8 protein-coding genes are annotated in these 12,479 nt (G+C 44.6%); all 8 read left to right on the plus strand.

Annotated features, from left to right (window positions below; all coding sequences use genetic code 11):
• The first annotated feature begins 279 nt into the window (after window positions 1-279).
• The 8 genes from ileS (at window position 280) to A8806_RS21905 (ending at window position 12,427) form a co-directional block, all read left to right on the plus strand.
• Window positions 280-3,435 carry an isoleucine--tRNA ligase gene (gene ileS / locus A8806_RS21870; protein ID WP_109733301.1) on the plus strand — a complete coding sequence of 1,052 codons (3,156 nt, stop codon included), beginning with the start codon at window positions 280-282 and terminating at the stop codon, window positions 3,433-3,435.
• A gap of 5 nt (window positions 3,436-3,440) precedes the next feature.
• Window positions 3,441-5,915 carry a glycogen/starch/alpha-glucan phosphorylase gene (locus A8806_RS21875; protein WP_109733302.1) on the plus strand — a complete coding sequence of 825 codons (2,475 nt, stop codon included), beginning with the start codon at window positions 3,441-3,443 and terminating at the stop codon, window positions 5,913-5,915.
• A gap of 9 nt (window positions 5,916-5,924) precedes the next feature.
• Entirely contained in the window at window positions 5,925-6,887 is a 963-nt protein-coding gene (locus A8806_RS21880; protein WP_242996225.1) for an RNA-binding protein, read from the plus strand.
• Window positions 6,888-6,954: 67 nt separating this feature from the next.
• Window positions 6,955-7,944 (plus strand): SpoIID/LytB domain-containing protein, encoded by a 990-nt coding sequence (locus A8806_RS21885; RefSeq protein ID WP_109733303.1) that lies wholly within the window; start codon window positions 6,955-6,957, stop codon window positions 7,942-7,944.
• Between the two features lie 42 nt (window positions 7,945-7,986).
• Complete coding sequence (locus A8806_RS21890; protein WP_109733304.1) at window positions 7,987-8,730, plus strand: murein hydrolase activator EnvC family protein; 744 nt, start codon at window positions 7,987-7,989, stop codon at window positions 8,728-8,730.
• Window positions 8,731-9,186: 456 nt separating this feature from the next.
• A complete protein-coding gene (locus A8806_RS21895; protein WP_109733305.1) occupies window positions 9,187-10,560 on the plus strand; it encodes an ABC transporter substrate-binding protein in 1,374 nt (457 codons plus the stop codon).
• 101 nt (window positions 10,561-10,661) lie between these two features.
• The gene (locus A8806_RS21900; protein ID WP_109733306.1) at window positions 10,662-11,558 is read left to right on the plus strand and encodes a carbohydrate ABC transporter permease; all 897 of its coding nucleotides are present in this window, start codon (window positions 10,662-10,664) and stop codon (window positions 11,556-11,558) included.
• 29 nt (window positions 11,559-11,587) lie between these two features.
• Window positions 11,588-12,427, plus strand: coding sequence for a carbohydrate ABC transporter permease (locus tag A8806_RS21905; RefSeq protein ID WP_109733307.1), 840 nt, complete (start codon window positions 11,588-11,590; stop codon window positions 12,425-12,427).
• Window positions 12,428-12,479 lie beyond the last annotated feature (52 nt).

The following is a 12,479-nucleotide window of genomic DNA, read 5'->3' on the forward strand; positions in this document are numbered from 1 at the left end:
CCGAAAGTCCCAGCGAGCCGGAGATGGTGGGAGTCCGGTACCTGTAAGATATTTCTGAACATCACTTCCGAGTTGCAGACCTTGAAACGCTAAGAAGTAGGGGCTGACGGTGTTCCTCCGTTATTGGAACGCATATGCAGGATTTAAAGAAGCCTACTATGGGCTTTGATATCTGAGTATGTTGTAACAGGTGGTTAACGTAAGCTTCAGCTTTCGTCCTATTACAGGGCGGAAGCTTTTCTTTTTACCAAAAAACACAATCAGAAAGGAAGAAGAGTTATGTACAAGAAAGTTACCACGGACATGAACTTTGTGGAACGTGAAAAAGAAGTTGAGAAGTTCTGGGAAGAAAATGATATTTTCCAAAAGAGTATGGATGAGAGGGAGGGCGCTCCGAAATATACCTTCTATGACGGTCCTCCGACAGCAAACGGAAAGCCGCATATCGGGCATGTCCTGACACGTGTCATCAAGGATATGATTCCGAGATACCGTACAATGAAGGGATATATGGTACCCCGCAAGGCTGGTTGGGACACACACGGACTTCCGGTTGAGCTTGAAGTTGAGAAGCTGCTCGGGCTGGACGGAAAGGACCAGATCGAAGAATACGGTCTGGAGCCATTCATTGATAAATGTAAGGAAAGTGTATGGAAATACAAAGGGATGTGGGAGGATTTCTCCGGCACAGTCGGATTCTGGGCCGATATGGAACACCCGTATGTCACTTATGACAATAACTTTATCGAGTCTGAGTGGTGGGCTTTGAAGCAGATCTGGGACAAAGGGCTGCTCTACAAAGGCTTTAAGATTGTGCCTTACTGCCCGCGCTGCGGAACCCCGCTTTCTGCACAGGAAGTGGCGCAGGGGTACAAGGATGTAAAGGAACGCTCTGCTATCGCAAGATTTAAGGTAAAAGACGAAGATGCCTATATCCTTGCATGGACCACAACACCGTGGACACTGCCTTCCAATCTGGCACTCTGTGTGAACCCGGTTGAGGATTATGTGAAAGTAAAGGCGCGTGACGGCTTTGTTTATTATATGGCTGAGGCGCTTCTGGACAAGGTGCTCGGAAAGCTTGCATCAGAGGCTGAGCCGGCTTATGAGATTCTTGAGAGATACAAGGGAACCGATCTGGAATACAAGGAATATGAGCCTCTGTTCCAGTGTGCGGCCGACAGCGCGGCAAAGCAGAATAAGAAAGCATTTTATGTGACATGTGATACCTACGTTACACTGACAGACGGTACCGGAGTCGTACACATCGCCCCTGCATTTGGTGAAGACGATGCCAATGTAGGAAGAAAATATGGGCTGCCTTTTGTACAGCTCGTTGATGAGAAGGGCAACATGGCTGAAACCACACCGTTTGCCGGCGTGTTTGTGAAAAAGGCAGATCCTTTGGTACTCAAAAACCTCGAGGAGAGAAACCTTCTGTTTGATGCGCCAAAATTCGAACACAGTTATCCTCACTGCTGGAGATGCGATACTCCGCTTATTTATTATGCGAGAGAATCCTGGTTTATCAAGATGACAGATGTAAAAGAGGACTTGATTGCCAATAACAATACAATCAACTGGATTCCTGAGAGCATCGGGAAGGGACGTTTCGGCGACTGGCTGGAAAATGTCCAGGACTGGGGAATCAGCCGTAACCGTTACTGGGGAACGCCGCTGAATATCTGGGAGTGTGAGTGCGGACACCAGCATTCAATCGGAAGTATTGAGGAACTGAAGTCCATGTCAGACAACTGCCCGGATGATATCGAGCTGCACCGCCCGTATATCGACGATGTAACTGTAAAGTGCCCGGTCTGCGGAAAAGAGATGCACCGTGTGCCGGAAGTTATTGACTGCTGGTTTGACAGTGGGTCCATGCCGTTTGCACAGCATCACTATCCATTTGAAAATAAAGAACTTTTTGAACAGCAGTTCCCGGCGGATTTTATTTCAGAGGCTGTGGACCAGACAAGAGGATGGTTCTATTCCCTTCTGGCCATTTCGACCCTGCTGTTTAACAAGGCACCTTATAAAAATGTTATCGTTCTTGGGCATGTTCAGGATGAGAACGGGCAGAAGATGAGCAAATCAAAAGGAAATGCAGTCGACCCGTTTGATGCCCTGAATCAGTTCGGAGCAGATGCAATCCGCTGGTATTTCTATGTAAACAGTGCTCCGTGGCTTCCGAACCGTTTCCACGGCAAGGCAGTAACAGAAGGACAGAGGAAGTTCATGGGTACCCTGTGGAACACCTATGCGTTCTTTGTTCTGTATGCGAACATTGATGAGTTCGATGCGACAAAATACAGCCTGGATTACGAGAAACTTTCTGTAATGGATAAATGGCTTCTGTCCAAACTGAATACACTGATTAAGACGGTTGATGATAATCTTGCAAATTACAGGATTCCGGAGAGCGCAAGGGCACTTCAGGATTTTGTGGATGACATGAGCAACTGGTATGTCAGAAGAAGCCGTGAACGTTTCTGGGCAAAGGGAATGGAGCAGGATAAGATCAATGCCTATATGACTTTATATACTGCATTGGTGACAGTTTGCAAAGTGGCTGCGCCGATGATTCCGTTTATGACAGAGGAAATTTACCAGAATCTTGTCCGCAGCATTGACAGCGGGGCACCGGAGAGTATTCACCTGTGTGACTTCCCTGCTGTAAGTGAAGAGTGGATCGATACTGAACTCGAGGCAAATATGGCAAACGTACTGAAGCTTGTGGTTATGGGCCGTGCCTGCCGTAATACTGCCAATATCAAGAACCGTCAGCCGATCGGGCAGATGTTCGTGAAAGCAGGATATGTGCTGCCTGAGTTCTATCAGGAGATCGTTGCAGATGAGCTGAATGTGAAGAGTGTGAAGTTTACAGAAGATGTAAGAGACTTTACTTCATATAGTTTTAAACCACAGTTAAAGACAGTTGGGCCAAAATATGGTAAGATGTTAGGTGGAATCAAAAATGCCCTGGACAATCTGGATGGTAATGCAGCCATGGATGAGATCAATGAGACAGGTGCTTTGAAACTGGACGTGAACGGACAGGAGATCACGCTGTTCAAAGAAGATCTGCTGATCGATACCGCGCAGATCGAGGGATATGTTTCTGAAAATGATAATGGAATCACGGTTGTACTTGATACGAACCTGACAGATGAACTGCTTGAAGAAGGCTTTGTAAGAGAAATCATCAGCAAGGTCCAGACGATGAGAAAAGAAGCAGATTTCGAGGTAATGGATAAGATTAAGGTTACCTATGAAGGAAGTGAAAAAGCGGAGAATGTTTTTGCCAAATATGGCAGGGAGATTGGTAGTGAGGTTCTGGCAAATGAAGTTGTAAAAGCGCAGCCGTCAGGATATGTGAAAGAATGGAAGATTAACGGCGAGGCTGTTACAATGGGTGTTGAGAAAGAAGGGATGTAAATTTTATGTATAGTAAAAGATTTGCAAAAGAAACGTTTAAGGAAACTGTAAAAGATAATGTGAAGACATTATACCGCAAGAAGATTGAGGAGGCGACTCCCCAGCAGATTTTCCAGGCTGTATCCTATGCGGTTAAGGACATCATTATTGATGACTGGCTGGCGACTCAGGCAGAGTACAGGAAGCAGGATGCCAAGACGGTATATTATATGTCAATGGAGTTCCTGATGGGCCGTGCACTTGGCAATAACCTGATCAATATGACTGCTTATAAAGAAGTGAAAGAAGCGCTGGAAGAGATGAACATTGATCTGAACGCGATTGAAGACCAGGAGCCGGATGCGGCTCTTGGAAACGGCGGTCTGGGACGTCTGGCTGCATGTTTCCTGGATTCTCTGGCGACACTTAACTATCCGGCTTACGGATGCGGAATCCGCTACCGTTACGGAATGTTCAAGCAGAAGATCGAGAACGGATATCAGGTCGAGACTCCGGATGACTGGTTAATGGAAGGAAATCCGTTCGAACTGCGCAGGGAAGAGTATGCAAAGGAAATCCGTTTCGGCGGTACGATTCGTTTTGAGAAAGACCCGGTAACCGGAAAGGATAAGTTCATTCAGGAAAATTATGAATCTGTTATGGCGATCCCTTATGATATGCCGATCGTCGGATATGGCAACCATGTTGTAAACACACTGCGTATCTGGGATGCACAGGCGATTACGAACTTCTCTCTGGAATCCTTTGACAGAGGGGATTACCACAAGGCCGTGGAACAGGAGAACCTGGCGAAGATGATTGTTGACGTACTCTATCCAAACGATAATCATTATGCAGGAAAAGAACTGCGTCTGAAACAGCAGTATTTCTTCATTTCAGCCAGCCTTCAGGCAATGATCGAGAAGTATAAAAAGGATCATGATGATATTAAGAAGCTGTATGAAAAAGTAAAAATCCAGATGAATGATACCCACCCGACTGTTGCAGTTCCTGAGCTGATGCGCCTTTTGATCGACGTGGAAGGACTGGACTGGGAAGAGGCATGGGATGTAACAACAAAGACTTGTGCATATACGAACCATACGATCATGTCAGAGGCACTGGAGAAATGGCCGATCGACCTGTTCTCTAAGCTTCTCCCTCGTATTTACCAGATCGTACAGGAAATCGACCGCCGTTTTATCGAGCAGGTCCGCAGACAGTATCCGGGCAATGAAGAAAAAGTCAGAAAGATGGCAATCTTAAGAGATAATCAGGTGCGTATGGCACATATGGCTATCATTGCAGGCTTTTCTGTAAATGGTGTTGCACAGCTCCATACGGAGATTCTGAAGCATCAGGAGCTGAAGGATTTCTATGAGATGATGCCGGAGAAGTTTAATAATAAGACAAACGGTATTACACAAAGACGTTTCCTCCTCCACGGCAATCCGCTGCTTGCAGACTGGATCACAGGGCTGATCGGGGACGGATGGATCACAGACCTCTCCAAGATCTCCAACCTGAAGCCGTATGTAAACGATGAGAGATTCAGAAAAGAATTTATGCAGATCAAGTACAAGAATAAGGAACGTCTGGCAAAGTATATCAAGGAGCATAACGGCATTGACGTAGATCCGAGGTCAATTTTCGATGTGCAGGTTAAACGCCTCCACGAGTACAAACGCCAGCTTTTGAATATCCTCCATATCATGTATCTGTATAACCAGATCAAGGAGCATCCGGAGATGTCCTTCTATCCGAGAACATTTATCTTTGGTGCAAAGGCTGCGGCAGGGTATTTAAGAGCGAAAGAGACGATCAAGCTGATCAACTCCGTGGCAGACGTTGTGAACAACGACAGAAGCATCAACGGAAAGATCAAGGTCGTATTTATTGAAGACTACCGTGTATCCAATGCAGAGCTGTTATTTGCAGCGGCTGATGTCAGCGAACAGATATCCACTGCATCAAAAGAGGCGTCTGGTACAGGTAACATGAAGTTTATGTTAAACGGTGCGCCGACTCTGGGAACTATGGATGGTGCAAATGTTGAGATCGTGGAAGAAGTAGGGGAAGAGAATGCATTTATCTTCGGCCTGAGTTCAGAAGAAGTTATTAATTACGAGAACAACGGCGGCTACAATCCGATCGACATTTACTTCAATGACTGGGAATTAAAGCGTGTTGTTGACCAGCTGATGGACGGTACTTATGCTAACGGCAACCATGAGATGTACAAGAACCTGTACAACGCACTTCTGAATACACAGAGCACAAACAAGGCCGATATGTATTTCATCCTGAAGGATTTCCGTTCTTATGCGGAGGCCCAGAAGAGGGTGGAGGCAGCATACCGTGATGAGCAGAGATGGTCCAGAATGGCAATGCTTAATACCGCGTGCAGCGGCAAGTTTACATCAGACAGAACAATCGAGGAGTACGTGCAGGACATCTGGAAACTGGAAAAGGTGTATGTACCATCAGGACAGCCGGAATAGGAGGCGTTTATGAATTATTACGACACTTATAATTATACAACATCAGCGGCGGACAGGATACTTGCGGGTATACTTGCAATCTATGTTATCGTGCTGCTTGTCTTTTTCCTGTTTTATGTAATTAGTTATGTTTTCAAGGGTATCGGCATGTATACCATTGCAAAGCGCCAGGGAATGGATTATCCGTGGCTTGCATTTATCCCTTTTGCCAGGACATATCTCCACGGAGAACTGGCTGGGCGGATCAGCCTGAAGAACAAAGGAATTAAGAACCCGGGAATCTGGCTTCTTGTCATGCCCTTTATATTTGGTGCGGTGAACTTCGTATTCTATATGATATTATGGGCAGTCGGGATCGGTGCATTTGCAGATACCTTTACAGGTGCCATGTATGGATATCAGTACGGATACGGTGATCCCCATGTCAGCACCGGACTGATCATGGGCCTGATTATACTCTTCGCCATCTGGATGATTACTGCGGTACTCTACGGCGCAGTTTACAAAGTGCTGGGGGTTCTTGTGAATCACCAGATACTGGAGAAGTTTACAACAAAAAATATGTCCGTTGCCCATGCAGTACTGAGCACATTGATCCCGCTTTATGAGTCAATCTGCCTCTTTGTTATGAGGAATAAGGACTATAATCCGGGAATGGAACCGGATCTTGGACGGCCGTTTATGCAGTCACCTCCTCCGGTAATGCCGCCGCAGGGGGGACCTGTACCGGGACCTCACATGGGACCGGAAGTGCCGGTACCTCCGGCTGAGCCCGGGATGCCAGTACAGGCGGAAACACCTGTACCGCCGGTGCAGGCCCCCACTGAAGGGGAACGTCCGGCAGAGCATGAAGTTCATGCGCCGGTTGAACCGCCTGCACAGGATGTGATTCATCTGGGAACATCTGCGGAAAATACAGAGAATGCTCCTTCAGAACCTCTGACAGACAGTCAGGACAGAACACCGTTATAAATTTTTAAGAAAAGGGGTCTGCCCCCTTAACGCCCTTCATATATATAATTATATGGAGGGCTTTTTTATGGGACAACGTTACATGCGTCAGAAAGCAAAAACAATCGGTTCATTCCTTATTATTTTGATTTTACTTCCCTATATAGTGGCTGTATTTGTAAACGGTGCGGATATGGAAGTGATCGGCAAGAACGGCGGTGCCTATGTGCAGGTAAAAAAGACAGCAGAGGACGGTACAAAGCAGGTGCTGGAAGTACCGTGGGAAGAATATTTTATAGGAGTGCTGGCAAGGGAAATGCCGGAGACTTATGAAAAAGAGGTCCTGAAGGCACAGGCAGTAGTTATCCGCACAAATCTGTATAAAACTCTTGACGGTGATGGGGATAAAGTTCTGACGGAGAGCTACCTGTGTGAAAAAGATCTGGAAAAAAAGTGGGACGCGGCAGACTATGACGCAAATTATAAGAAACTGAAGGCGGCAGTGGATGAGACGGCGAATCAGGTATTATACTATAATGATACATATGCTATGGTTCCGTTCCACCAGTCCAGCAACGGAAAAACAAGGAGCGGACAGGAAGTCCTCGGAAGCGGGGACTATCCGTATTTAGTGGTAAAGGAATGCCCGCTCGACAAGGAAGCAGACGATGAGATGCACGTCTATACCATGGATTACAAGGAGATACAGACAAAGTGTCAGGCATTTCTGGTTGCCGTGGACAAAGAAAATGCAGAAAAAACATACAGCTTTGCAGATTTTGAGATACAGGAGTATGATTCTGCCGGTTATGTTTCAAAACTCAGAATAGGCGATACAGTCTGCACAGGAGATCAGTTCCGGGATGCATTGACACTGGCTTCCAGCGCATTTTCACTACAGGATGCGGACGGGAAGCTGCGTATCACAACCTCAGGCAGGGGGCATGGTTTGGGAATGAGCCAGTGGACCGCGAATGAGATGGCAAAAGAGGGGAAAAGCTGTGAAGAAATCCTTCAAAATTTTTTTGAAGGAACAAAAATGACAGATGGCGGAGAAATATTTTCAAAAATCGAATAAGGCGTCATTTTTCTGGCAAAAATATAGCCAGAGGTGATGAATATGAATAAGAATGAAAAGCCGTTTTCTTTAAAAGGGAAAGGCGCAGCAGTCGGTATCGTAATCTGCTTTGTAGCTGTAATTGTAATGGTAGGAGCATTTACATTTAACAATTATCAGAAAAAATTAGATGAGCAGTTAGCAAAAGCCGAAGAACAAACAGAACAGTTAGCAAAAGAGAAGAGTGAAGCAACTACGGCAAATGACATTGTACTGCCGGAAGCAGAAGGTAATACATCAACAGAAAATGAAACAGAAGACAATGAAAGCACTACACCGGAAAGCACGGCAGATAACTCTGCAACAGCATCAGGGGCTTCCGACGTATGGTTCAGCGAGGAAAGTGTCCTCGAATGGCCTGCAAGCGGAGCAATCCTGATCAACTACAGCATGGACAAGACAGTTTATTTTTCAACACTGGAGCAGTATAAGTATAACCCGGCACTGGTAATCGGCGGAGAAGTAGGAGAAACAATTGCAGCATCCGCAGCCGGTATCGTAACAAACGTGGAGCAGTCCGCTCAGACAGGGACAACTGTTACCCTTGATATGGGGAACGGATATACAGCGGTATACGGGCAGCTCAAAGAAGTACCTCTGCAGATCGGCGACTATGTAGCAGCCGGTGAGACAGTAGGGTATCTCAGCGAACCAACAAAATACTACAGCGTAGAAGGAACCAATCTCTATTTTGAAATACTCAAAGACGGAGAACCAGTCAATCCTTTAGATTTCATGGAATCATAGCAAATACAAATTCAAATGGATTAAATTACAAATTTGTCAAGTAAGTACGGTACATCGAACTTACTTGACAAATTTTCATTTAAGTTCGATTGTGAATTGAAGCAGATAAAACCGGGGGTTCTCTTAGAAGGGGGGGGATCCCCATTTTTATTCCCGCGTGGTATTTGACTTTGAATGGAAACAGGTTAGATGTTTTACTGTATATGTCTGGATTTTGAGTCTGAATATAACATTAAAAACAAAACGATTAAGTCTAAATAAAACATAAAACAGGTAATTATATATAAAAAAGGAAGATAAAATATGGATAATATGCTTAAAATAAACAAATAAGTTGACATTTTAAAACCATGAGAATATTATAAAGATGAAACGATTTACTTCTGCAGAGGTGAAAAAACAGTCACGATACACCGGTTATTAAAATAACCAGGTAAAAAAGAGGAGGTATGTGTTATGAAAAAGAGAATAGCAGCAGTTCTTTTATCAGCAGCTATGGTTGTAACAACATTGGCGGGTTGCGGTAATTCTTCTTCTGACCCCGCAAAAAAAGATTCTGGCTCCAAGGATGCACAGGCTGAAACTGATTATGATGTTGAAAACAGAGAATACAAAGATGTTAAGATAACAATTCATACCAGATGGGACACCGGAGATGTATCCGGTCCTCTTTATCAGAATATTGTAGAAGGCTTTATGGAAAAATATCCGGGAATCAAGGTGGAACAAATCAATATTCCAACGGAGTCTGAATGGCTTAATTCAGAATCAGTGCTTATGTCCGATAAAGATTCTATGCCCAATATTATTGTTGAGTATGGCGGCTCCCGGACTGCAGAGTATGTAAATTCAAACCTTATCGTTAACATGGACCCGTATTATGAGCAGTATCCGGAATGGAAAGAAAGCTTTAACTCTATGGGCGACAGCCTCACAGACTATTCAAGCTACGGGGCGGAAGGGACTTATGGTGTGCCATTTACAGCATATCAGGTTATGCTTTTCTACAACGAAGATATATTAAGCCAAAACGGGATTGACCCTGCATCAATCGTGAGCTGGGACGACCTTATGGCAGCATGTGAGAAACTGAAAGCAAACGGTGTGCAGCCTTTCGAAATGGGTGAAAAAGATGACTATCGTTTTGGACACCTGCATTCAGCATTAAATTATAAGACCTTTGGCTGTGATATGGCGGAAAAGCTCGGCAGCCGTGAAGTTTCCTATGACGGAGAAGAACAGACAGAAATATACCAGATGATTATTGACGCATATGAAAAAGGATACCTTGGAACAAATCTGCTCGGAAACGATGACGGGCAGGAAAGAGCGCTCTTTAATACCGGGAAATCTGCGTTTTTATTCATGGGAACATGGTTCTGTGCAGAAGATCATACAGGGCTGGAGCTCTTTGAAAATGAGAAGATCCATGCACTTCGTATGCCTTATGTGAATGAAGAATATAAGCTGAATGACATGGGCGGCGGAAATGAGGCTTATTACGCAGTTGATACAGGAGACGCTGATGAAGTGGCAGCATCCGTACTGTTTTTGAAGTACATGACAAGTGAGAGCGTAGTAAAAGAGTTTGTTGAAGGATATCCGACACCGGTATGTGTAAATGTTACAGCCGAAGGTGGTAATTACTTAAGCCAGGAGGCGGCAGAGATTATTGCTGAGACCGAAGATGTACGCGGGGACATTGAGAACTATGACAGCGCAACACATATGATTAATACAGTCCGTCAGGCACTTCAGAGTATTGCGATGGACGCAGATGCAAAGTCAGTCGGCAAAACCATTGTAGACACGATCAAGCAATATGAATAAATGGGAATCCATGAATTCTGACTGCTAGACCGGATAATAAGATGTGTGGACCTTGCAGACATTTCGGAAGGGTTCACACATCGGGTCAGGAGGTAAAACGTATGTTTTTTTCATCCAGCAAATACAGAAAGACATTTCTGAAATCAATGCTTTTTGTCCTGCCCGGCGTTGCGATCACTGTCATCTTTGTTATTTACCCGGTTATCAATACATTCTGGTTATCACTAAATGACTGGAACGGTGTTGCGACATCACCGGTGTCATGGGTAGGATTGAATAATTATATTAAAGTTTTTACGAGTGAAAAGTTCTGGAACAGTATGCTGAATGCAGTGTACTTCATGATCGGCGGGTTTGTAGTACTGATGCCCGTTGCTTTCGGAATGGCACTTTTGGTTACTTCGAAGATTAGGTTTACGAAGTTCTTCAAGGCATCTTACCTGATGCCGGTTATGTTAGGAACAACGGCAGTCGGCTTAATGTGGACATTCATGCTGAATTCTGATTTTGGTATTTTTGCCCAGTTCTTAAGGGCTGTCGGACTCGGGGACGCGGTTATAAACTGGCTGGCGACACCAACGGTGAATATTTGGTGCGTAGTTCTGGTCAACGAGTGGATGTATGCCGGCTATAACATGCTGATCTTTGCGGCGGGTATTGTTGCAATACCGGGAGACGTACATGATGCGGCACTGCTTGACGGATGTACCGGACTAAAGAAAGTCATTTATGTCATCATACCTCTTTGTAAAAATATGTTCATGGTTTTCTCCGTGCTCTGTGTGACAGGATGTCTGAAAGCTTTTGACATCGTATGGGCAATGACGAACGGAGGACCAATCGATTCCAGTGCAACTCCTGCCGTGCTGCTTTATACACAGGGATTCCAGTATAAGCTTATGGGGCGGAGCAGTGCAATCGGTATTATTCTCCTCGTTCTGGGCCTTGTTTTATCAGTTTTACTGAATAACGTTATTTTTAAACAGGACAGAGAATAAGGGAACGGACATTCAGAAAGGAGTTATGAATGAATAAAAAGGTTGGCTCAGATAAACTAAAAAAAGGAATTCTTTATATAGTGGCTGTCCTTTTAGCCGCTATAACGTTTCTTCCATTAATTATAACCCTGCTTTCTTCCTTTAAGACAAATGAGGATATTCTCCTTGGTATGTTTTCACTGCCGAAAAAATGGGTGTTTAACAACTATCCGAGTGCAGTTGAGACGGCAAATGCAATACGTTCGATCGGAAATTCACTTTTCGTTGCGGTTGCCACACTGATAGCTACCGTAATCATTGCGTTACCGGCTGCCTATGTACTGGCAAGGAAGCCTTATAAATATTTGAAAGGTGTATACTTCCTCTTTATGGCAGGGGTCATGGTCCCGGTACATAGTACGCTCGTTTCCATATCAAAGATATCCAGTTCTTTCGGAGCCAGAAACAGTTATTTTTTCCTGATCCTGATTTATGTCGCATTTAATCTGTCTCAGGCAATATTTTTGTTTACAGGTTATATCGGAAGTCTGGACAGAGGTTTGGACGAGGCGGCAAAGATTGACGGATGCGGTGACGGCAGAATGCTGATCAGCATAATGGCTCCGATATGTAAGCCGATCATCGCCACGGAAGCTATTTTAGTATTTATTTACGGATACAGTGAACTGATATTTTCATTGATTCTGATATCAGACAGTTCAAAGTATACAGTATCCAGAGCAATGCTTAATTTTACAAGCAACTATACTACCAGTTACGGCCCGCAGTTCGCATTTGTCATTATGTCAATGATTCCGATGCTGATTATCTACTTACTGCTTCATGAAAAAGTGGAATCAGGAATTCTGGCAGGTGCTATCAAAGGGTAAATACTTCTTCATCCCAGGTTCGAAAAAGCCGGGCCCGGGGTGTATAAATATG

Origin of the sequence: Faecalicatena orotica, from assembly GCF_003149245.1 — a bacterium.
In the GTDB taxonomy this organism is placed as follows: domain Bacteria; phylum Bacillota; class Clostridia; order Lachnospirales; family Lachnospiraceae; genus Faecalicatena_A; species Faecalicatena_A orotica.

Bases quoted from the DNA above. Each gene is read 5' to 3' on its own strand.
- ileS (WP_109733301.1), top strand. From the start codon at position 280: ATGTACAAGAAAGTTACCACGGACATGAACTTTGTGGAACGTGAAAAA.
- A8806_RS21875 (WP_109733302.1), top strand. From the start codon at position 3,441: ATGTATAGTAAAAGATTTGCAAAAGAAACGTTTAAGGAAACTGTAAAA.
- A8806_RS21880 (WP_242996225.1), top strand. From the start codon at position 5,925: ATGAATTATTACGACACTTATAATTATACAACATCAGCGGCGGACAGG.
- A8806_RS21885 (WP_109733303.1), top strand. From the start codon at position 6,955: ATGGGACAACGTTACATGCGTCAGAAAGCAAAAACAATCGGTTCATTC.
- A8806_RS21890 (WP_109733304.1), top strand. From the start codon at position 7,987: ATGAATAAGAATGAAAAGCCGTTTTCTTTAAAAGGGAAAGGCGCAGCA.
- A8806_RS21895 (WP_109733305.1), top strand. From the start codon at position 9,187: ATGAAAAAGAGAATAGCAGCAGTTCTTTTATCAGCAGCTATGGTTGTA.
- A8806_RS21900 (WP_109733306.1), top strand. From the start codon at position 10,662: ATGTTTTTTTCATCCAGCAAATACAGAAAGACATTTCTGAAATCAATG.
- A8806_RS21905 (WP_109733307.1), top strand. From the start codon at position 11,588: ATGAATAAAAAGGTTGGCTCAGATAAACTAAAAAAAGGAATTCTTTAT.